This window comes from Acinetobacter sp. ANC 4636, assembly GCF_054454555.1.
Window position 1 is genome coordinate 70610 of record NZ_JBTKVD010000001.1, and the last position, 22378, is coordinate 92987.

Below are 22378 nucleotides of genomic sequence, written 5' to 3' on the forward strand. Positions count from 1 at the left end.
TTGATGATTCATGGAAAGGATATGACGACTTTAAAAAATGATCGTTTCCTACGTGCTTTGTTACGTGAACCTGTTGATACCACACCTGTCTGGATGATGCGTCAGGCTGGGCGGTATTTACCAGAGTATCGCGCGACACGTGCTCAGGCAGGCGATTTCCTTTCTTTATGTAAAAATACCGATTTTGCATGTGAAGTGACATTGCAACCTTTGCGTCGTTATGCGTTGGACGCTGCCATTTTATTTTCTGATATTTTAACTGTACCTGATGCTTTGGGTTTAGGTTTGTATTTTGAAGCTGGGGAAGGGCCAAAATTTCATAAAACAGTCAGAACTGAACAAGATATTGCACAGCTTCCTAAACTCAATGCTAAAACAGATTTGGGTTATGTCATGGACGCGGTTTCGACCATTCGTTCGGCATTGGCAGGGCAAGTGCCATTGATTGGTTTTTCGGGGAGTCCGTGGACACTTGCAACGTATATGGTTGAGGGTGGATCGAGTAAGGAATTCCGTTTTACCAAACAGATGATGTATGCCCAACCTGAGCTGTTGCATGCTTTACTTGATCATCTGGCAGAATCGGTGATTGATTATTTAAACGTACAAATTGATGCAGGTGCTCAAGCGATTCAGATTTTTGACAGTTGGGGCGGCTCACTGGCACATCGCGAGTACCAAGAATTTTCCTTGCAATATATGCAGAAAATTATTGCAGGTTTGCAACGCGAAAAAGATGGGCAGCGCATTCCTGTGATTCTCTTTACCAAAGGTGGTGGGCAATGGCTGATTCCAATGCTGGCAACGGGCGCTGATGCTTTGGGGCTAGACTGGACAACGTCACTGAAAACGGCTCGTGAACTGGTACATGGGCAGGTGGCTCTACAAGGGAATTTAGATCCTGCGATTTTATATGGCTCACCAAAATCGATAGAAAGAGCCGTGCATGCCATGTTGGATGATGCTTATGCACATGGTGAAAAAACAGGCTATATTGCTAATCTTGGACATGGAATTACCCAGTGGGTTAACCCAGATCATGCCAAAGTGTTTGTGGATACAGTTCATGAATATAGTGCCAAGTATCTAGGCTAAATTTGCGTGAACCTCACCGTTCGTTTTATTTATACTGTAGTGCAGCGTGCAATGTCCGCTGCACTTTTTGGTATTTTATTACTCATCATTTTTGCCTTGAGTTTTAAAATGGGGCATCACTCGTATTTGGGTTTTTACCGTTACGATTATTTATTTTTCTGTGCAGTCTTGATTCAGGGATTGATGCTGTATCTTCGGATGGAATCATGGCAAGAAGCCAAAGTGATCGCTTTGTTTCATGTTATGGCAATGATCATGGAACTGGTTCTAACCGCGCCTAAAATTGGTTCATGGCAATATCCTGAACCTGCCATCCTGAAAATTTTAACTGTACCGCTGTTTGCTGGCTTTATGTATTCGGCAATTGGCAGTTTTTTTGCTCGCTCGATTCGACTGTTTTATATTTCATTTGAAAAGTTACCAAGCTTGCTCAACATGCTGGCATTGGCATTGTGTGCCTATATTAACTTTATCAGTAAGTTTTTTATTCAGGATATTCGCAGTATTTTATTTGTCTGGAGTGTGCTGATTTTTTGGAAAACCAAAGTCAATTTCCAAGTGTTAAAAAGAACATGGCATTTGCCGATGCTCCCTGTGCTGCTGTTTTTGGCATTTTTGATCTGGATTGCGGAAAATATCAGTACTTTTTATGATATTTGGGTTTATCCAAGCCAGATTGATGGTTGGCATATTGTTTGGTGGGGCAAAATTGGTTCGTGGTATTTATTGTTATTGTTGAGCTTGGTGCTGGTCATGAAGATCTTGGGTAAACGTGATGCCCAAGGCAATTGGCAGATTGATGATGTTCATCTCTTAGATAAAAAAGGCAAGTAAATACTTGCCTTTGGCCATCCAGCTTAATAGCTTTCAGGAACAACGCGTAAAAATTCGCGGCGGACTTCTTCGTCAGTTTTAAATTGACCAACAAAAGAAACTGTACGTGTGGTTGAGCTTTGTTTACCAACACCACGCATCATCATACACATATGTGCGGAATCAATCACAACGGCAACACCGCGTGCATGAGTCACGCTTGCGACTGCTTCAGCGATTTGCTGCGTCAAGTTTTCCTGAATTTGCAAACGACGTGCAAACATTTCAGTAATCCGAGCAAATTTAGAAAGACCCAACACTTGTCCTTCAGGCAAATAGGCAATATGCACACGACCATAGAATGGTAAAAGGTGGTGTTCACAGAGCGAATAAAATTCGATATTTTTCACCAGTACCATTTCGCGGTTTTCTGATGGGAAAACAGCATTGTTTGTAACTTCTTCAAGCGTTTGATTATAACCTGAAGTCAAATACGAAAAAGCGCGCGCCGCACGAACAGGCGTATCTTTAAGGCCTGGACGTTGAAGATCTTCACCAACTGCGGTGAGAATTTTTTCGTAGGATTGCTGCATAGACATAACAGGTGTTCACTTACACTGGTTGAGCAAGCTCGGCATTTTAACAGAAAACTTGCGAAAGACCGATACTAATTATTAAAACAGCTTACTGTTTATACTTTGGATTTTTTTCAGCGCGTTTGAGTAAAACCAAAACTGCACCTGTTCCACCCTGATTTTCAGGAGTGCTCACAAAAGCCAATACATCACGATGCTGACGTAGCCAACCATTTACATAAGTTTTTAAAATCGCCTCTGGACCTTTACCGTGTACGATTTTAATGACATTCTGGTTTTCATCTTTTGCCATTTGAATCAGTTGCAAAATCGCAGCGCGTGCTTGTTCAACGGTACACCCATGCAGGTCAACGGCTTCAAACCAGCGCAGTTTACCTATTTTTAAATCTTCAAACACACGGTGCTGTAATGTCGCAACCCGATAGTTTAGGGTTTGCTGGCTGCCTACTGGGTTTAATGCAGCCTGAGTATCTGACAGTTCTGCATTTTCACTTTCGGTCGTACCTTCTGCTGCAACACGTTTTGCCAGTGTTTGTGCATCAAGTTTTTTTTGCTTGCTACGATTTAAGTTAGCAATATTAGTATTGTCTAACTTTTGCACACCTTGTGTGGCTTTTTTAAATAAATCCCAGTCATCCTCAGGTTCTTCAACTTTGGTTTGGGCAGCAGTTTGTTGTTGCGCCAGTTGAGTTGTATGTGGATGAGTGATTTGTTTTTTAAACTGCTTGAGCAGGGACTGTTGCTCTTTTGACAGCGCAGAATCTTTATTACTCATGATAATAAAACATAAAAAAGTGAAATTTTGCTAAGTATAGTACGAAATGACATGGGGTGAGAAATCAAAAGCCACAGACATATTTTTAAATTTAAATCGCTCTCAAGTAGGGGAAAGTGTGTTTTGAAATATTTTAAATGCTTGTGACGAATGACAAATATAAAAAGCCGAATCTAGACTCATCTAAATTCGGCTCATATCAAGATGCTTTTATAGTTGTTCGGGTGTTCCAAATAGCGCTTGGAATGCCTGTGCAGGATCAGGTTGTTTCATAAAGCTTTCGCCTACCAAGAAGCTGTGAATATCATGTTCTTGCATGATTTTGACATCTTCAGTTGTTGCAATGCCGCTTTCCGTGACCAGTAAACGCTGTGGATCAAGCAATTTTTTCAAACGTAATGAAGTATTTAAATCGACTTCAAAAGTTTTTAAGTTGCGGTTATTTACACCAAGAAGACAGCGTTCATTCAGTTGCAGGGCGCGCTCAAGTTCAGCTTCATCATGCACTTCAACCAATACATCAAGGTTGTGCTCAAATGCAGTCTGTGACATTTCCTGTAATTGTTGATCGGACAAGCACGCCACAATCAGCAAAATACAGTCAGCGTGCAAAGCGCGTGCTTCAACCACATTGTAAGGGTCGATCAAGAAATCTTTACGTAGGGCAGGCAAAGCACAGTGGATACGGGCAATCTGAATATTTTCATCTGCACCCTGGAAAAAGTCGACATCGGTGAGTACCGATAGACAAGCTGCGCCTGCGCGCTCATATTGCTGGGCGATTTCAGCAGGGTTGAAGTTGGCACGAATCACACCTTTGGATGGCGATGCTTTTTTAATTTCGGCAATCACGCCTGGGCGTTTAGAACGTAGTGCTTGGGCAAAGCCACGTACAGGTGTTGCTTGGGCAGCCAGTTGTTCAAGGTCTTGCAGGCTATATTTTTGACGGCGCGCGGCGAGTTCCTCAACTTTACGATCAACAATTTTACCTAAAATTGTGTTTGCAATATCTACCATCACCGTTCCTTATGCGCTTTCAATCTGTTTTAGAGTTTTTGTAAATTCGGCAAAAACGCTCATTTTTTCTAGCGCCTGACCACCATCAATAATATCTTGAGCAAAAGCAACGCCTTGTTTATAGTCTTTTGCCAAACCTGCGACATAAATACCTGCACCCGCATTGAGTGCAATCATATCGGCAGCTTTTCGCCCAATTTCTGATTTGTTGCGTCCAAGCGCATCTTTAATCAGTTTTAAGCTGGCTTCAGGACTGTCAATGATTAAGCCATGTAAACTTTGTGATTCAATTCCAACATCTTCTGGGGTAATCATCCATGACTGAATTTCACCATTTTTGAGTTCGGCAATGGTGGTGGTTGCTGCAAGGCTGATTTCATCCAGACCATCTTTGGAATGCACGACCATGACATGTTCAGCGCCAAGTTGCTTCATGACTTCTGCCATTGGGTAGCATAACTCGTCAGAAAACACCCCAATCACGAGGCGTTTTACCGCAGCAGGGTTGGTGAGTGGGCCAAGCAAATTAAAAATAGTGCGAATACCCAGTTCTTTACGTGGACCAATTGCATGCTTCATGGCGGTATGATGATTGGGTGCAAACAGGAAACCAATGCCCATTTCACGAATACAGCGCTCGGTTTGAGCAATGTTGAGATTGAGCTGAATGCCTGCTTGTTCAAGAAGATCTGATGAACCTGATTTGCTTGATACACCACGGTTACCATGTTTGGCAATACTCGCGCCTGCGGCAGCAATTACAAAACTGGATGCTGTAGAGACATTAAATAAGTTCTGCCCATCGCCGCCTGTGCCGACAATATCGACCAAATGCGGAACATCACTGACATCAATTTTAATGGCCAGTTCGCGCATGACTTGCGCGGCAGCCGTAATTTCATCAATACTTTCACCTTTGAGGCGAAGTCCCATCAATAAAGCACCAATTTGTGCATCTGTGGCTTCGCCTTGCATGATGCTACGCATGACATCTTGCATCTGGCTTTGGGTCAGGTGAATGTTTTTTGTAATATGGTTTAAAGCTTGTTGAATGTTCATGGCAACCGCTATTTGTAAATATCAAGAAAGTTTTGGAAAATTTTGTGTCCGTGCTGGCTCAGAATCGATTCTGGGTGGAACTGCACACCTTCAACAGGCAATGTCTTGTGTTTCACACCCATAATTTCTTCAATTGAACCATCTGCTTCTTTCGTCCAGCAGGTGACTTCCAGACACTCAGGCAATGTTGCTTGGTCAATCACCAAAGAGTGATAACGCGTTGCAGTAAATGGTGATGGTAGGTCGCTAAAAATCCCAGTATTACTGTGGTACATGTCAGATAAACGACCATGCATGACATGTTTGGCACGTACAATTTTACCGCCAAAAGCCTGCCCAATACTTTGATGCCCCAAACACACGCCGAGCAAAGGAATTTTACCTGCAAAATGCTGAATGGCAGGAATTGAAATACCTGCTTCAGTTGGCGAGCAAGGGCCAGGACCAATCACCAGATACTTTGGTTGCCATCGTTCAATATCCTCTAATGAGACTTGATCATTGCGAACTACTTTTACTTCCTGATTTAATTCGCCAAAGTACTGGACGATGTTGTAAGTAAAGGAGTCGTAATTGTCTATCATTAGAAGCATGATATTTAACCTATTGAAGTGCATGCACGCTAAATGTGCTTAGTCCAAAATTACTGATATAGAACATAAAAGACCTTTATTGTAAGAGAAAAAATAAAGGTAATTTCTATAGCGAAAATCATCATAGCAAAAAATAACCATTTTTTGCTGAACTATTTCATGCTGAATTGTTGCATTCTCAACCAAGTGTCATCTGTGAATTTACTCAAAGTCGGCTAGAGTTTTTATGCCTGACTTAAATAAGATGAGGATCGGGATGAATATTCTAGTGAAATTTACAACGCACTAAACCTGCACAATATATGGGGCGGTGGTTGTGTCGTTAAGATTTAAGTTATGGGTTTTGCCTATGAATTTGATGTTTTTAAACCCAAATCGCAGATTAATTTGCTAAACGTAGAGATAACTATGTTTGTAATTGACATTAAATGTTCAAAAAAAGCGTGACTGTATAAAAAAATAGCAATCAAATCACCATAACCAGCTTATAAATGCACTGCATTACATCAAAAAAGAATAATTGCACTTTTTTGGTTCGTTTTGTGTGGTTTTTTTGGTAAAGCATAAGAAAATGTTTGAATATGGTGCATTTCGTTTTACACACAGTATAATAATGATGAAATAATTGGCTAATATTTATTTAGAATATATATTTATCAATAATTTAGCTAATATTCGAAAAGTTGGCACGGGAGTTGCTTTATTACGTCCAACTTCTAACATGCACCTCATACGTGCAATAAAAATACTTGATTGGAGCATAGAGCATGGCGAACAAGGTCCTTGAACTCATCAAAGAAAGTGGCGCTAAATGGGTCGATTTTCGCTTTACAGATACGATTGGTAAAGAGCAACACGTAACTTACCCTGCTGATTCAATTGATGAAGATACATTTGAAGATGGTAAAATGTTCGATGGTTCTTCAATTGCAGGTTGGAAGGGTATTGAAGCATCTGACATGATCTTGCGCCCAGACGCAGAAACATGTTTTATCGATCCGTTCTTCGCTGAACCAACTGTTGTAGTGACTTGTGACGTTATCGAGCCATCTACTGGTCAAGGTTATGAGCGTGACCCACGTTCAATCGCTCGTCGTGCGGAAGAATACTTAAAATCTACAGGTATCGGTGATACTGCATTCTTTGGTCCAGAACCAGAATTCTTTGTATTTGACGAAGTGAAATGGGACATCGACATGTCTGGCGCTCGTCATACATTGATCGCTGAAGAAGCTGCTTGGTCAACTGGTAAAGATTACGAGTCTGGTAACTCAGGTCACCGTCCACGTGTTAAAGGCGGTTACTTCCCAGTTCCACCTGTAGACTCTCACCACGACATGCGTGCTGAGATGTGTAACAAAATTGAAGACATCATGGGCGCTGGTCGTGTAGAAGTTCACCACCACGAAGTTGCATCTTGCCAGTTAGAAATTGGTGTAAGTTTCAACACTATGGTTCTTAAAGCTGACGAAGTACAACAATTCAAATATGTTGTTCACAACGTTGCACACCAATATGCAAAAACTGCAACCTTTATGCCTAAACCAATGGTAGGTGATAATGGTTCTGGTATGCACGTTCACATGTCTATCTCTAAAGATGGCAAGAACTTGTTTGCTGGTGATGAATATGCAGGTTTGTCAGAAATGGCACTTTACTTCATCGGTGGTGTGATCAAGCACGCTCGTGCATTGAACGCAATTACTAACCCTTCTACTAACTCGTACAAGCGTTTAGTTCCACACTTTGAAGCACCAATTATGCTTGCTTACTCAGCGCGTAACCGTTCTGCTTCTATCCGTATTCCATACGTTTCTAGCCCTAAAGGCAAACGTATCGAAGCACGTTTCCCTGACCCAATGATGAACCCGTACTTAGGTTTTGCAGCATTGTTGATGGCTGGTATTGATGGTATCCAAAACAAGATCCACCCAGGCGAAGCTGCTGACAAAAACTTGTATGACCTTCCTCCTGAAGAAGAAGCAAAAATCCCTACAGTTGCTCACAGCCTAGAAATGGCGTTGGAAGCACTTCAAGCGGATCACGAGTTCTTGTTGAAAGGTGGCGTGTTCACTAAAGAAATGTTGGAAGCTTATATCGACCTTAAAATGGCAGATGTACGTCGTCTTAACACAACAACTCACCCAGTTGAATTTGATATGTACTACAGCTTGTAATTTTACAACTGTATTCATACTGAAAAAAGCTCGCCTTGTGCGGGCTTTTTTATTGCTGATCTTGGCTATAATAAGAAAAGATAACTGTTGTGTGAGGATAAACTTTTGAGTGACGAGCGATTATTAAAACTAGATAACCAGCTTTGTTTTGCAGTGTATTCTGCCAACTTGGCATTTAATCAAAAATATCGCCAGTTACTTGCACCTCTAGGGATTACCTATCCTCAGTATTTGGTGATGTTGGTGCTTTGGGAGCGTGATCAGTTGACTGTTTCTGAAATCGGTAAGCGCCTTTATTTGGAATCTTCAACGCTGACTCCAATGTTAAAAAAATTAGAAAATTCAGGCTTGATTACTCGCCAACGCTCTGAACAGGATGAAAGACAAGTGTTAATTGGCTTAACTGAGCAAGGTGCGGCATTAAAACAACAAGCACAGACCATTCCTGAACTGATTCAGCAAACCAGTCAGTGTGATTTACAAACTTTAATCGAGCTGAAACATCAGCTTGAACAATTGCGTGCTAAATTGATCAAATAATTTACAGTTTAGTGGTTGTGAGTTATTGACTGAATATTTATATCGTGTACGATATATTTGTGTGATAATTAATTTAAAGGAAGAAATCATGTCATTAGAAAAAGTCGTATATACCGCAAAAGCCAAAGCAACAGGTGGGCGCGATGGTCGTGCCGTTTCAAGTGATGGTGTTTTGGACATACAACTGGGTGTGCCTAAAGAAATGGGTGGTGCAGGTGGTGCATTTACCAATCCTGAACAGTTGTTTGCTGCAGGTTATTCGGCATGTTTCCTTGGTGCATTAAAGTTTGTGGCAGCACGTGACAAATTTGATATGCCTAAAGATGCATTTATTGAAGGGGAAGTGGGTATTGGCCCAATTCCAACAGGCTTTAGTATTGAAGTGACACTAAATATTCACTTGCCTGGAATGCCACATAATGAAGCACAGAAATTGGTCGATGCGGCGCATATCGTTTGCCCGTATTCAAATGCAACCCGTGGCAATATTGATGTGAATTTAAAGATCGTTGAATAAAATCTAATTTGATGTGAAAAAGGCTTATCTTTTGATAAGCCTTTTTTGATTAGCGTTGATCAGCAGTTTTTGCTTCAGGATCTTGTTTGAGCTTATCAAATTGTTGTTGAGAACTCATTGCTGCAGATGCATTGCTATCTTGTTGATATTTTTCAGCGTATTCAGCACGTTCTTGATCATATCGGGCTTTGGTCTTGACATCTTGAGAGGCTGCAATAAATAGTAAAAATACTAAGGCAATAGGAATAAGGAGTGCGATAGCAAAAATTGTCCAGCGCTTACGATCGCGAGCTCGGATTTCTTGTGGTGTTAACATGGGAAATATCCTAAATGGGGCGAAAAGAAACTGACTGACACAGTGCTTAGGTCGCTAGTTTAGAGGATCACTTCACTGAGTCAAAACAAATTCTGCTAGGAATTGGTAACTGCATTAAAAAAGCCCATAAGTAGACTTATGGGCTTTAGAATCTGGCTCTCCAACCTGGGCTCGAACCAGGGACCTGCGGATTAACAGTCCGTCGCTCTACCGACTGAGCTATTGGAGAATCTGGGTAAGGATTTTATGGATTACTTGAGTGGAGGTCAAGCCTCTATATGCGATTTTTTGATTTTTTGAGCTTAATTGTTTTAAAAATAATCAGTTATGCTTGTAATATCGCTTAGGAATTAAATCAAATTGCAATATAAATCCACTAATTTAAAGCAAGCGGCAAAACAATACAGATAACAGGAGCCTCTTTGTGAATTTAAAACCACTTTTACTCAGCAGTTGCGTGGCAATCGCAGTCAGTGCGTGCAATAGCCTGCCACAGACCATAACATCACAAAGTAGCTTAATTGCCCCACATGCCAAGGGGCAGCTAGATCAGTTTTCAGGTGCAACCCGCTTAACTGCAGAGCGTAGTGAAGCACTTAAGGCTTCGATTAGTCCTCGTCATGTCAAGCATGTGATTTTATTTATTGGGGATGGTACCAGTGACTCGGAAATTACCATCGCCCGTAATTACGTTGAGGGGGCAGGAGGTTATTTTAAAGGGATTGATGTCTTGCCATTTACAGGCAGCTATACCACCTATTCGGTTAATAAAGATAAAACCATTGATTATGTAACAGATTCGGCAGCATCAGCTTCTGCATGGGCAATGGGGATAAAAACCTATAATGGTGCAATTGGGGTTGATGTGCAGGCAAAAGCGCATGAATCAATTTTAGGATTTGCAAAACGTGCAGGTTATGCAACGGGTAATGTCACCACAACAGAGTTGCAAGATGCGACACCTGCAGCACTGATTGCGCATGTCACCCATCGTAAATGCTATTCGCCATCTTCAACAGCAAAACTCTGCCCAACGAATACTTTGGAAAATGGTGGCTTGGGTTCGATTAGTGAACAACTGCTCGATGCACGTGCCGATGTAACTTTGGGTGGTGGTGCAACTTCATTTAATGAAATGGCAACTGCAGGACAATATAAAGGTCAGACTTTATTGGCACAGGCTCAGGCGCGCGGTTATAAAGTAGTTTCCAATGCTGATCAGTTAAGTCAACTCAGCACAGCCAATCAACAGCAACCTGTTTTGGGCTTATTTGCGCAAGGTAATTTACCTGTAAGCTGGATTGGCCCTAAAGCTGTGTTGAATGGTAATAAGCAAGCTGCACAGCGTTGCCAAATCAACCCTGCACGTGGGGCAGAGGTGCCAAGTTTGAGGATGATGACTGCAAAAGCGATTCAACTCCTAGATAAAAACCCAAAGGGTTTCTTCTTGCAGGTGGAAAGTGGTTCGATTGATAAGCAAAACCATGCTGCTGATCCATGCGGGCAAATTGGTGAAACTGTGGCTTTAGATGAAGCAGTTCAAGAAGCACTGGCATTTGCCAAAACACATCCTGACACTTTAATTATTGTTACAGGTGATCATGCACATACCAGTCAGATCATTCCTGTGGATGCCGATAGCCCAGGGAAAACTGCAAACTTGCTGACCAAAGACCAGTCACCAATGGCTGTCAACTATGCCACTTCAACGGGGAATAGTCAGGAGCATACAGGTGCGCAAGTGCGTATTGCGGCTTATGGTCCACGTGCAGCGAATGTTTCTGGTTTAATTGATCAGACGGATTTGTTTTTTATTATGCGAGATGCTTTGAATATTCATTAGGCTTTTGAAGAGCAAGACAAATAAAATGAGTTTATGAAACAAGTTTAATCATAGGCTTAGTTGTTGAAAAAAAATGCACAGCTTGTCTGTGCATTTTTGTTGTGCCTGATTTGTAGGCTCGTTTTAGGGCAGAGCGGATTATTTAATTTTTATTCTGCTCAAAACCATTATAGAGTGGTGTGAAACAAAATAAGGTTCGTTCATGTATCACAACAAGTGGTCATTCATGATTGGCTATTTTTATATAAAGAAAAAGCCCAGCATTTATGATGCTGGGCTTTTTCGAATCTTGGCTCTTCCACCTGGGCTCGAACCAGGGACCTGCGGATTAACAGTCCGTCGCTCTACCGACTGAGCTATGGAAGAATAGTGGCTCTCCAACCTGGGCTCGAACCAGGGACCTGCGGATTAACAGTCCGTCGCTCTACCGACTGAGCTATTGGAGAATCTGAAGCGCATTCTATGGATTACTGGCAGTTAGGTCAAGTTAAAAATCAAAAATAAATTTATTTGTTGGATTTATAATCACTTGTCTGGAGTAACTTTAAATTTAGGACATTTTGGTTATAAAAAAAGACGTCAAATGACGCCTTTTTTAAAGTTTTCAAAGAAAACTTATTTTTCTACACCAGCAGCTTGACCAGCAAGTTTTGCATTTGCATAGTCCCAGTTCACTAGGCTTTCTAAGAAAGTAGAGATGTATTTAGGACGTGCATTGCGGTAGTCGATGTAGTAAGCGTGTTCCCAAACGTCAATGGTTAACACTGCAACTTGACCGTGTGCAAGTGGAGTGTCAGCATTTGAAGTTTTCACGATAGACAAGTTACCGTTTACTTTGTCTGCAACCAACCAAGCCCAACCTGAACCAAATTGAGTTGTAGCAGCAGTGGCAAATTGTTCAGCAAATTTTTCGTAAGAACCAAAAGCTTCATCAATTTTTGCAGCAATTGCGCCAGTAGGTTTGCCGCCACCGTTTGGTGCAATAGAATTCCAGTAGAATGTGTGGTTCCAAACTTGAGCAGCATTATTGAAAATACCAGCTTTAGAAGCATCGCCAGCACTTGCAGTGATGATTTCTTCTAAAGATTTACCTTCAAGGTCAGTACCTTTAATCAGGTTATTCAAGTTGGTTACATAAGTTTGGTGATGCTTGTCGTGATGGAATTCTAAAGTCTCTTTCGAGATGTGTGGTTCAAGTGCATCATAACCATATGGAAGAGCGGGTAGGGTAATCGTTGTCATCTTTCTTTCCTTGCGTAAGCTGGGTTTGAAAATTTTGTGGTGAATAGTTTAATGTATTTTTCAACAAAAAACGTGTTTGATAAACAATGAAATACAATATACGTGCTGTTTTGTACAATGACAATTCTTTCAATCTGATTTAGATATTATTTAGATGGGATTGTCTTGTTCATAATAAATTGCTTCTACATCAAACTGCTTGCTAAGTGCTTGAGCCAGCCGTTGTATACCATAACGCTCAGTTGCATGATGCCCGCAAGCAAAGTAGTGTACGTTTAGCTCACGTGCTTCGTAAAACGTTCGTTCACTCACTTCACCTGAAATATAGGCATCGCAGCCTTGTTCTGCTGCTTGAGTAATAAAATCTTGTGCGGCACCTGTACAAAAACCAATTTTCTGAATTTTTTCAGTAGCTGATGGCAAATGGATAATCTCGCGAGAAAAAATCTCGGCAAGCTTTTGCTTAAATGCTGAGGCAGAAACGGCTTGTTTTAAATAGCCAATATTGCCAATCGGGTGGCGATCACCAGGATTGAGCGCCTGAATATTTTCAAACTGTAAAAGTTCTGCAATGGCGGCATTGTTGCCTAAACTTGGATGCGCATCTAAAGGCAGATGATAACCGACAAGTGAGATATCATGTTGAATCAGTTTTTTAATACGCGCGCCACGCATGCCTGTAATCGGTGCAGGTTCACCTTTCCAGAAATAACCATGATGTACCAGTAATAGATCAGCTTGTGCCTCAATTGCAGCATCAATAGCATCTAATGAAGCAGTTACTGCACAAACAATTTTTTTAACGTCTGCTTTGCCTTCGATTTGTAAACCATTTGGCGCATAGTCTTTAAATTCAGAGCTGAGCAAAGTTTGATCACACCACTGTAAAATATCCTGTAACTGCGCCATAAAATTCCTCATTCAGTTCAATTGGATCATTCCAAAATCACTGCTGTTGTTGTGAAGTTGATTAAGCTTATTGTAACTAAAGCTAGACAAAATCTTGCCAAGTTTTTAGCTTTTCATGAATATTTCATTTTACAATATTGACCCGAAAACTTTTTTGTTAATGAAGAAGATACCCGATAGAGGATGATAACGTGCGCAAAACCTTGACATGGTTGCCATGGATTTTACTAATTTTTGTGATTTTAGGATTTACTGCATGGCAAAAGATGCAAAAAACCAAAGTAGTGGTTGCATCGGATGGTGTTGCTATGCCAATCGAGAAGCAGCAAGTATTGGTAGAACATAATCAGGAGGGAGGGGTACAGTCTTATCGTAATGCTGTAAAAGTTGCTGCGCCTGCGGTTGTGAATATTTTTACCACACAAAAAGTCAATCGTAGTGATAATGCCTTACTCAATGACCCTGTATTCCGTGAATTTTTTGGCAATCGCACACCTGAAGAACTCAACAAAAATGAAAATAGTTTAGGTTCAGGGGTTATTGTGCGTGCTGATGGCTATATCTTAACCAATAATCATGTCATTGCTCAGGCCGATCAAATTGTTGTAGGTTTGAAAGATGGTCGCCGTGCAGAAGCTAAAGTGATTGGTACAGACCCAGATACCGATTTGGCTGTGATTAAAATAGACCTACAAAATCTGCCTGTTGTACCTTTTAAACTCAGTGGTAATGAAGTGGGGGATGTCGTTTTAGCGATTGGTAATCCATTTGGTGTGGGACAAACCGTGACACAAGGAATTATCTCGGCAACAGGACGCTCAGATTTAGGGATTAACACCTATGAAGATTTTATTCAGACCGATGCTGCGATTAACCCAGGTAATTCAGGTGGTGCATTAATTGATGTTGCAGGAAATTTGGTCGGCATCAATACTGCAATTTTTTCACAATCAGGTGGTTCACTTGGAATTGGTTTTGCAATTCCTGCCAGAATTTGCCAGCAAGTGTTTGATGCAATTTTAAAAGATGGTCGAGTCATTCGTGGTTGGTTGGGAATTAGTTTGATGCCGCCAAAACAGGATGCTCAATGGCAGTCATCTGCTGGCAATAGCGTAGGTGTTACGGTTGCTGGTGTATTGACAGGTGGTCCAGCAGCAGATGCGGGTGTACGTATTGGAGATAAAATTCTAAAAGTAAATCAGTATGATATTACTTCGGCATCACATTTGATTAATTATGTTGCATTACAGGCACCGAACAGTACCATTCATTTGGCAATTGACCGCAAAGGTACAGCGCTAGATTTGGCTGTGAAAGTTGGAGAGCGTAAGTTAAAAAATACCACCGCTCAGTATATTCCATTACCAAAACGCTAAATTTAGATGTAAAAAAAATCAGTTGCAAGCAACTGATTTTTTTTTTGACTGCGAAAATTAGTTTTCGACTTGAATCCCTGCAACAAGCCAGTCTTGCTGTGAACCTACAGGTTTTACAAAGTGCCAAACTTCAGCGAATGGCTGCGGTAAGCTATTCATGTCTTCAGAAACAGTTCCTGTAAAACGCACACTGACAACATACTGGCCATTTTCAGTCGCTGAACCTGCTACCATTGCGTTGAGATTGCTAAATTCTGCAACGTCCTGATCTCGGTTTGCCATAATGTCCTGATACATTGAGTTGTACAGTTCAGGTGTTAAGTAGCGGCGAATTTCTTCTACATTACTCGCACTGTTAACGGACTGAATATGGTTAAAACGCTGACGGGCGATACGTAAAAATGAAGCAGGCTCAGTACCATCGGGTAATTGGCTACCATTGTTCGTGTATGCTCCACCAAAACCTTGGTTATTGCTCGCTGAGTTGCCACCTACGTTTTGACCAAAAATATTGGTACTTTCGTTTGTTGGACTTGGCTGCGCTGTAAATGGAGCAGAACCTTGATTAGATACATATGGATTTGCTGCTTCAGATTTTTTGGCGCTCATTTTACGATAAATAAAGAAGCCAATGCCTCCGAGTAAAATCAGCCAGATCCAGCCTGGGATACCCGATTTCTTTTCAGCTTGAACATTTTGCTGTGGTGCTGATGTTGCAGTGCCATTATGGTCATTATTGGCTAAAGCGTGGGTCGCTAATGCACCAACGGCTGCACCTGCTGCACCTGCTGCGACCATTTTACCCAAATTTGAACCAGATTTTTGTGGTTGCGGTGCTGGAGCAGGTGGTGCTTGGTAAGTAGAAGTTGGCTGTTGGTGTGGCTGACTTGGAGTAACAGAACGTGTCATGCCGTGGCTACGACCACCGCCTGCGCGTTTTGCCTCAGCCAATGGTGATAGCACCAATGTTGCCATTAAAATACTAGCAACTAGGCCACGTTGGCGTGTGTTCATTGATTGTTCCTATATAAATACAGATTTTCCATTGCATTTATGCGGTTATTTGAACCGAATTTCAATAGTAAACGAGTAACTTTTATGCAGTTGAGGCCATACTGTAATTTGGTCGCTATATTTTGCTGGATTTATATCTATAAACTCTTAATAATTTACCTTTTGGTAAATTATTCGCTGAGTTGCATGGCTTCATGTAGGGCTTCATGCAAGCGCGCAACAGCAATAACCTGTACACCTGCAATTGGTTTTTGTGGTGCATTACCACGCGGTAAAATCACATATTTAAACCCATGTTTTACTGCTTCTTTGAGGCGTTCTTGCCCATTAGGAACAGGGCGAATTTCACCCGATAAGCCTACTTCACCAAAAACTGCAAGTTGTTGTGGAAAGGCTTTACCACGTAAACTAGAGGCACATGCCAGCAATACTGCAAGGTCTGAGCCTGTTTCAGTAATTTTTAAACCACCGACAATATTGACATAAACATCTTGCCCTGTGGTTTGTACACCACCATGGCGATGCATCACGGCAAGTAGCATGTTAAGACGGTTTTGGTCCAAACCGAGTGCGACACGACGAGGTTGCCCCTGTGCATCATCCACCAAAGCCTGAACCTCGACCAGTAAAGGACGCGTGCCTTCACGACTGATCATGACCACCGAGCCTGGAATGGCTTCATCGTAACGACTTAAAAAGATGGCAGAAGGGTTGGCAACTTCACGTAAGCCCTTATCGGTCATGCCAAAAACGCCCAGTTCATTGACTGCGCCAAAACGGTTTTTGACGGCACGAATCATACGATAACGTGAATCAGATTGACCTTCAAAATACAGTACACAGTCAACCATATGTTCAAGAACACGAGGACCTGCCAAAGCACCTTCTTTAGTGACATGTCCGACAAGAAATAAAGCTGTACCGCTGTTTTTGGCAAAACGGGTGAGTAAGGCGGCAGACTCACGAATTTGTGAGACACCACCGGGTGCAGATTGCAGGGTTTCGGTATAGAGGGTTTGAATGGAATCTAGGATGGCAACAGCAGGACGTTGTTGAGCCAACACTTCACAAATCCGTTCGACACAGGTTTCTGCCATGACTTTGAGCTGGTCGGTCGGTAGTTCGAGGCGCTGGGCACGTAGAGCGACCTGAGAAAGCGATTCTTCACCTGTAACATACAGCGCCGAATTTTTATGGCTCGCCATGTGCGTTGCAGTCTGTAATAAAATGGTCGATTTACCAATGCCCGGGTCACCACCAATTAAGACCACTGAACCTGTGACCAGACCGCCGCCTAAAACGCGGTCAAATTCGCCGATACCTGTCACAAGTCGTGTTTCATGTGAAATGGAAATTTGATTGAGTGTGGTGATTTGCGCTGATTGTCCCGCATAGCCACCTGAAAATGATCCTGGTTTTGCTCGATGAGTAATGCTTGGTTCTATACGGATTTCAACTAAACTATTCCATTCACCACATTCAGAACACTGTCCCGCCCATTTAGAATGATCTGCTCCACATTGTTCACAGCGATAGACCGTTTTAACTTTACTCATGATTTAGTGCTTTTTTGTATAAAAAAAATAAAAAAGGGGCTTAACATTAGCATGTTCATCTGATAAAAAACACTAGAGATCATGGAATCGATCTTGTATGGCTCATGCTTTATAACGGTGTCTTTTGGACGTCTGTGCCGTATGTGTTTTTTTTAAGCATCTAACTCTGAAATTGGAATGCTAATTGCTATTTGTTAGCAGCAACTCTGTTATGGATAATTATCAATGAGTTTTAACGAGCTAAATGATATTAACGCACCTGACGATTCGATTCATGAATTACAACGTAATTTACACAATCGTCATTTGCAGTTGATCGCTATTGGGGGTGCCATTGGCACTGGGTTGTTTATGGGGTCGGGTAAAACCATCTCATTGGCAGGCCCATCTATTTTATTAATTTATTTTATTATTGGAATTATGGTTTTTTTCCTAATGCGTGCATTAGGTGAACTTCTCCTGTCTAACCTGAACTATAAATCTTTTGTGGACATGTCTTATGACTTGATTGGTCCAAAAGCAGGTTTTTATGTGGGTTGGACGTATTGGGTTGGCTGGGTACTTACGGGTATGGCTGACTTAACTGCTGTAATTAACTACCTCACTTTCTGGCTCCCACCGGATATGCAGTTTACACCTGCGGGGCAAGCGTTAATTAGTGCAGGCTGTGTGCTTTTCTTAATGTTATTGAACCTATTGACAGTGCGCTTGTTTGGTGAGACTGAATTTTGGTTCGCAATTGTTAAAATCGTGGCAATTATTGCTTTGATCTGTGCGGGTGCGTACATGGTGTTTACGGGTTATCACTCACCAAACGGTGATGTGGCATCTTTGAGCAACATTTGGGCACACGGTGGTATTTTCCCGAAAGGGGTTGAGGGTTTCTTAGCAGGCTTCCAGATTGCGATTTTTGCATTTATTGGGGTAGAGCTTGTCGGAACTTCGGCTGCTGAAGCGAAAGACCCTCACATCAACTTGCCAAAAGCAGTTAATGCAATTCCTGTACGTGTCATCTTGTTCTACGTATTGTCATTAACTGTGGTGATGTCTGTGATTCCTTGGAATCATGTCATTCCAAACAAGAGTCCATTTGTTGAATTGTTCCTTATGGCAGGAATTCCAACCGCTGCGGTGATTATGAACTTGGTGGTCTTGTCGTCAGTTATGTCATCGATGAACAGTGGGATCTTCTCAACCAGCCGTATGTTATATGGTTTGGCAAAAGATGGTCAGGCGCCGAAGAAATTAGGCAAATTATCAAAAAGCGCAGTTCCTGCAAATGGTTTGATGTTCTCTTGTGCATGTATTATGGGTGGTGCAATCCTTCAGTTCTTTGTACCAGACACTATTACTGCGTTTACTCTGGCAACAACTTTGTCTGTAATTTTGTTCGTATCGGTATGGATCCTGATTATGGTGAACTATATCCGTTATCGTAAATTACGACCTGAGTTGCATGAAAAATCGACATTTAAAATGCCTGGTGGTGTGTTTATGTCGTATGTTGTTATTGCGTTCTTTATTTTTACAATCTGTATTTTGGTGCTTGAGCCAGATACTCGCCAGTCACTATTGATTAGCCCATTGTGGTTACTGATTTTAGCGATTGGTTATATGTTTAAGAAAAAGAAAGCATAATCAATCATTAAGTGAACTTAAACTCTCCATCTGGGGAGTTTAAGTTTTTATAAGAAATGTAAATTAAAAGAAATCTCATTCGCACTACTTTGGTTCAATACGATCAAAAATGGGTTCTTGCTTTGCTATAATATGGTGCGATTTTAATTTGTAAGTCTCTTTATTACATACATATTTATAAAGTTGCTCTAACTTGGTTCTATTTTAGAAAAATCAAAATCATCTCATGACAGATTCCCGCAATAGAGTCTTATAAGGCTATTGTCTTTTTGACTGTATTGCATCAAAGGGAGAGTGAACACAAATGAAAGGTAATACGACATGAAACAACAGTCAGTCGAACACAATGAGCTAAGTAAAAGCTTGTCCAATCGCCATTTACAGTTGATTGCAATTGGCGGTGCAATTGGAACAGGTTTATTTATGGGGTCAGGTAAAACCATCAGTCTGGCGGGGCCTTCCATCATATTTATTTATATGATTATTGGCTTGATGGTGTTTTTTGTTATGCGAGCCTTGGGTGAACTCTTACTCTCCAATTTAAACTATAAGTCATTTATTGATTTTTCTACTGACTTAATTGGTCCTTGGGCGGGTTATTTTGTAGGGTGGACATACTGGTTGTGCTGGATCACGATCGGGATTGCTGACCTATCTGCGATTATTAACTATTTGCAGTTTTTTAATGGTGGGCATCCATTTAGCCCTGGGGAAAGTGCCCTGATTTGTGCCACCTCGATTTTTTTTATTATGGGGCTGAATCTGGTTACCGTGAAATTGTTTGGTGAGATGGAATTCTGGTTTGCCCTGATCAAGATTATTGCGATTGTTGTGCTCATCGCTGTGGGTCTATGGATGATCTTTACAGGTTTTACTGCGCCTACAGGTGAGGTTGCTTCATTTACTCATTTATGGGCAAATGGTGGTTTCTTCCCAACAGGTTCGACAGGCTTTTTAGCAGGCTTTCAGATTGCCATTTTTGCTTTTGTTGGTGTGGAGCTGGTTGGTACAACGGCAGCAGAAACCCGTGATCCAGAACGTAACTTGCCTAAAGCAGTGAATTCTATTCCTGTGCGGATTATTATTTTCTATGTTTTTGCATTGGTGATTGTGATGTCAGTCACACCGTGGGATAAGATTAATCCAAGTGTTAGCCCATTCGTAAATTTGTTTAGTCACGCGGGTATTGCGGCGGCAGCTATTATTATGAATTTGGTGGTGCTGTCTTCTGTCATGTCTTCCATGAATAGTGGTGTGTTTTCGACCAGTCGTATGCTATTTGGTTTGTCGCGCGAAGGGCAAGGTCCAAAACTGTTTGGTAAATTAAGCCCACGTTTAGTTCCTGCCAATGCCTTATATTTCTCGGCATTTTGTTTACTTGGTGGTGCTGCACTTCAATATTTTGTACCCAATACGATTGAAGCCTTTACCTTGGCAACTACATTGTCAACGATACTGTTTATTTGTGTGTGGTTGATTATCATCTGGAGTTATATCAACTACTACAAAACGCGCCCAGAGTTACACCAGCAGTCCAAGTTTAAATTGCCTGGTGGTTTGGTGACCTGTTGGGTGGTGATTATTTTCTTCATTGGTATGATTTATGTCTTGTCTTTGGAGCCAGATACTTTAAAAGCTTTAAAGGTTAGTCCAGTCTGGTTCTTGATTTTGCTGATCGGGTATTTCTTTTTTAAGCCCAAAAAAAATCAGTAAACATTAAAGCAAAACGCCAGTTTAAAACTGGCGTTTTTTATTTTAGAAATACTTTGGTCAGAACAGGGTTCAAGGTATACTGCTTTTCAGTTTACATACAGGTGATGTCTATGATGCGTCAAATGATTGCTGTGATTAGCTTGCTGGCGACAGGTCTAAGCTTGGTGGGTTGTGGGCAGGCTGGAGATTTACAGTTACCAAACGATCCAAATTTAGATACTCGTCCAAAGTATCTGCTTTACCATCGTCATGAACAGCCAAATGCTGCATCTGAAGTCAATACCTCAGCTTCTACACCATCTTCTAAAGTTCAGTAATTTTAAGGATTTATCATGAGTTTTACCCGCATTCAAGGGGTTTTGCATGCTGAACAATGTTCTTTGGAACAGCTTGCACAGCAATTTTCTACACCGCTTTATGTGTATTCAAAAGCCAGCTTTGAAAAGCATTATTTAGATATGGATCAGGCATTTAGCTTTATTGATCATCAAATCTGCTTTGCGGTGAAGTCAAACTCAAATTTAGCTGTGTTAAATGTTTTGGCAAAATTGGGTGCGGGATTTGATATTGTCACAGGTGGCGAACTGGCTCGTGTGTTGGCAGCAGGTGGTGATCCAAGTAAAGTGGTGTTTTCAGGTTTGGGTAAATCTGAAGCGGATATTGAAAAAGCCCTGAATGTTGGAATTGCATGTTTCAATGTGGAATCACATGCTGAGTTAGATCGCATTGAAAAAGTGGCGGCGCGTTTAGGTAAAAAAGCGCCGATTTCTTTACGTGTAAATCCTGATGTTGATGCTAAAACTCATCCTTATATTTCGACAGGCTTAAAAGAAAACAAATTCGGTATTCCAAGTGATAGCGTGTTTGAAACTTATCAATATGCGCACAGTCTTGAACATTTAGATGTTGTGGGAATTGACTGTCATATTGGGTCACAGTTGACAGAAACTCAGCCGTTTGTCGATGCACTGGATCGCGTGATGCTGATGATCGAACAGCTTAAAACGCTGGGTATTCAGTTAAAGCATGTCGATATTGGTGGCGGTTTAGGGGTCACTTATAAAGATGAAGTGCCGCCAAGTGTTGTTGAATATGCTAATGCATTGCGTCCTGCTTTAGAAAAACTGGGCTTAAAAGTCTATATGGAACCAGGCCGAAGCATTAGTGCCAACGCAGGTGTATTACTGACTAAAGTTGATTTGTTGAAACCAACCAATCACCGTAATTTTGCGATTGTCGATGCAGCTATGAATGACCTGATTCGTCCGTCATTGTATGAAGCGTGGATGGATATTCAGCCAGTAACACCACGTCAGGACACTGAAGCTAAAGCATGGGATGTGGTTGGTGCAATCTGTGAAACGGGTGACTTTTTAGGTAAAGACCGTGAGTTGGCTCTACAGGAAAATGACACCTTGGCCGTGTTGGGTGCAGGAGCGTATGGTTTTGTCATGAGCTCGAATTACAATAGTCGTGGTCGTGCTGCTGAAGTGATGGTTGATGGTGATCGGGCATATGTTATTCGTGAACGTGAAAGCATAGAATCTTTATGGGAAAAAGAGCGTTTATTGCCTCAGGAGTAATTGTTG

At 41.5% G+C, this 22378-nt stretch carries 21 protein-coding genes and 3 tRNA genes; 11 read left to right on the forward strand and 13 right to left on the reverse strand.

Annotated elements, in window-relative coordinates; genetic code table 11:
• Positions 1-21: 21 nt before the first annotated feature.
• A complete protein-coding gene (gene hemE / locus ACX1N5_RS00325) occupies positions 22-1095 on the forward strand; it encodes a uroporphyrinogen decarboxylase (protein WP_458799941.1) in 1074 nt (357 codons plus the stop codon).
• 51 nt (positions 1096-1146) lie between these two features.
• Positions 1147-1929, forward strand: coding sequence for a DUF817 family protein (locus ACX1N5_RS00330; RefSeq protein WP_458800262.1), 783 nt, complete (start codon positions 1147-1149; stop codon positions 1927-1929).
• Between the two features lie 23 nt (positions 1930-1952).
• Here ACX1N5_RS00330 and folE read toward each other — a convergent pair whose 3' ends face one another.
• The 5 genes from folE to ACX1N5_RS00355 form a co-directional block, all read right to left on the reverse strand.
• Entirely contained in the window at positions 1953-2501 is a 549-nt protein-coding gene (gene folE / locus ACX1N5_RS00335; protein WP_171063183.1) for a GTP cyclohydrolase I FolE, read from the reverse strand.
• Between the two features lie 91 nt (positions 2502-2592).
• On the reverse strand, positions 2593-3279 hold the full coding sequence (locus ACX1N5_RS00340; protein ID WP_458799943.1) for a Smr/MutS family protein: 687 nt from the start codon (positions 3277-3279) through the stop codon (positions 2593-2595).
• A 210-nt stretch (positions 3280-3489) separates the two neighbouring features.
• The gene (gene trpC, locus ACX1N5_RS00345; protein WP_458799945.1) at positions 3490-4296 is read right to left on the reverse strand and encodes an indole-3-glycerol phosphate synthase TrpC; all 807 of its coding nucleotides are present in this window, start codon (positions 4294-4296) and stop codon (positions 3490-3492) included.
• A 9-nt stretch (positions 4297-4305) separates the two neighbouring features.
• Positions 4306-5355, reverse strand: coding sequence for an anthranilate phosphoribosyltransferase (gene trpD / locus ACX1N5_RS00350; protein WP_131380969.1), 1050 nt, complete (start codon positions 5353-5355; stop codon positions 4306-4308).
• 8 nt (positions 5356-5363) lie between these two features.
• Complete coding sequence (locus ACX1N5_RS00355; RefSeq protein WP_004753373.1) at positions 5364-5948, reverse strand: anthranilate synthase component II; 585 nt, start codon at positions 5946-5948, stop codon at positions 5364-5366.
• A 767-nt stretch (positions 5949-6715) separates the two neighbouring features.
• Here ACX1N5_RS00355 and glnA point away from each other — a divergent pair.
• The 3 genes from glnA to ACX1N5_RS00370 all read left to right on the forward strand — a co-directional run bounded on the left by glnA (position 6716) and on the right by ACX1N5_RS00370 (position 9182).
• On the forward strand, positions 6716-8125 hold the full coding sequence (gene glnA, locus ACX1N5_RS00360) for a type I glutamate--ammonia ligase (protein WP_004753371.1): 1410 nt from the start codon (positions 6716-6718) through the stop codon (positions 8123-8125).
• 105 nt (positions 8126-8230) lie between these two features.
• On the forward strand, positions 8231-8665 hold the full coding sequence (locus tag ACX1N5_RS00365; protein ID WP_131380967.1) for a MarR family winged helix-turn-helix transcriptional regulator: 435 nt from the start codon (positions 8231-8233) through the stop codon (positions 8663-8665).
• Between the two features lie 88 nt (positions 8666-8753).
• Entirely contained in the window at positions 8754-9182 is a 429-nt protein-coding gene (locus ACX1N5_RS00370) for an organic hydroperoxide resistance protein (protein WP_131380966.1), read from the forward strand.
• Positions 9183-9231: 49 nt separating this feature from the next.
• Here ACX1N5_RS00370 and ACX1N5_RS00375 read toward each other — a convergent pair whose 3' ends face one another.
• Together ACX1N5_RS00375 and ACX1N5_RS00380 are read right to left on the reverse strand one after the other, a co-directional pair.
• Complete coding sequence (locus ACX1N5_RS00375; protein WP_004753364.1) at positions 9232-9498, reverse strand: hypothetical protein; 267 nt, start codon at positions 9496-9498, stop codon at positions 9232-9234.
• A 153-nt stretch (positions 9499-9651) separates the two neighbouring features.
• Positions 9652-9727: transfer RNA gene (locus ACX1N5_RS00380), tRNA-Asn, on the reverse strand.
• A 195-nt stretch (positions 9728-9922) separates the two neighbouring features.
• Here ACX1N5_RS00380 and phoA point away from each other — a divergent pair.
• Positions 9923-11341, forward strand: a complete 1419-nt coding sequence (gene phoA / locus ACX1N5_RS00385) for an alkaline phosphatase (RefSeq protein WP_458799948.1) — start codon at positions 9923-9925, stop codon at positions 11339-11341.
• Between the two features lie 290 nt (positions 11342-11631).
• On the opposite strand, the gene ACX1N5_RS00390 is transcribed toward phoA, so the two are convergent.
• From ACX1N5_RS00390 to ACX1N5_RS00405, 4 genes are all read right to left on the reverse strand, one after another.
• A tRNA-Asn gene (locus ACX1N5_RS00390) sits at positions 11632-11707 on the reverse strand.
• A 4-nt stretch (positions 11708-11711) separates the two neighbouring features.
• Positions 11712-11787: transfer RNA gene (locus tag ACX1N5_RS00395), tRNA-Asn, on the reverse strand.
• A 169-nt stretch (positions 11788-11956) separates the two neighbouring features.
• Positions 11957-12583: a superoxide dismutase gene (locus tag ACX1N5_RS00400; protein WP_131380963.1), complete on the reverse strand. Its 627-nt coding sequence runs from the start codon at positions 12581-12583 to the stop codon at positions 11957-11959.
• A gap of 150 nt (positions 12584-12733) precedes the next feature.
• Complete coding sequence (locus ACX1N5_RS00405; RefSeq protein ID WP_131380961.1) at positions 12734-13492, reverse strand: Nif3-like dinuclear metal center hexameric protein; 759 nt, start codon at positions 13490-13492, stop codon at positions 12734-12736.
• 191 nt (positions 13493-13683) lie between these two features.
• Here ACX1N5_RS00405 and ACX1N5_RS00410 point away from each other — a divergent pair, with 191 nt between their 5' ends.
• A complete protein-coding gene (locus ACX1N5_RS00410) occupies positions 13684-14868 on the forward strand; it encodes a S1C family serine protease (RefSeq protein ID WP_458799950.1) in 1185 nt (394 codons plus the stop codon).
• 57 nt (positions 14869-14925) lie between these two features.
• On the opposite strand, the gene ACX1N5_RS00415 is transcribed toward ACX1N5_RS00410, so the two are convergent.
• A complete protein-coding gene (locus ACX1N5_RS00415; RefSeq protein WP_458799952.1) occupies positions 14926-15882 on the reverse strand; it encodes a Tim44 domain-containing protein in 957 nt (318 codons plus the stop codon).
• 170 nt (positions 15883-16052) lie between these two features.
• The gene (gene radA / locus ACX1N5_RS00420) at positions 16053-17438 is read right to left on the reverse strand and encodes a DNA repair protein RadA (protein WP_004753353.1); all 1386 of its coding nucleotides are present in this window, start codon (positions 17436-17438) and stop codon (positions 16053-16055) included.
• A 225-nt stretch (positions 17439-17663) separates the two neighbouring features.
• Here radA and ACX1N5_RS00425 point away from each other — a divergent pair, with 225 nt between their 5' ends.
• The 4 genes from ACX1N5_RS00425 to lysA all read left to right on the forward strand — a co-directional run bounded on the left by ACX1N5_RS00425 (position 17664) and on the right by lysA (position 22372).
• A complete protein-coding gene (locus tag ACX1N5_RS00425; protein WP_131380957.1) occupies positions 17664-19076 on the forward strand; it encodes an amino acid permease in 1413 nt (470 codons plus the stop codon).
• A 321-nt stretch (positions 19077-19397) separates the two neighbouring features.
• The gene (locus tag ACX1N5_RS00430) at positions 19398-20789 is read left to right on the forward strand and encodes an amino acid permease (protein WP_458799955.1); all 1392 of its coding nucleotides are present in this window, start codon (positions 19398-19400) and stop codon (positions 20787-20789) included.
• A gap of 110 nt (positions 20790-20899) precedes the next feature.
• Positions 20900-21106 (forward strand): LPS translocon maturation chaperone LptM, encoded by a 207-nt coding sequence (gene lptM / locus ACX1N5_RS00435; protein ID WP_004753348.1) that lies wholly within the window; start codon positions 20900-20902, stop codon positions 21104-21106.
• Between the two features lie 15 nt (positions 21107-21121).
• Positions 21122-22372, forward strand: a complete 1251-nt coding sequence (lysA, locus tag ACX1N5_RS00440; RefSeq protein WP_131380954.1) for a diaminopimelate decarboxylase — start codon at positions 21122-21124, stop codon at positions 22370-22372.
• Positions 22373-22378 lie beyond the last annotated feature (6 nt).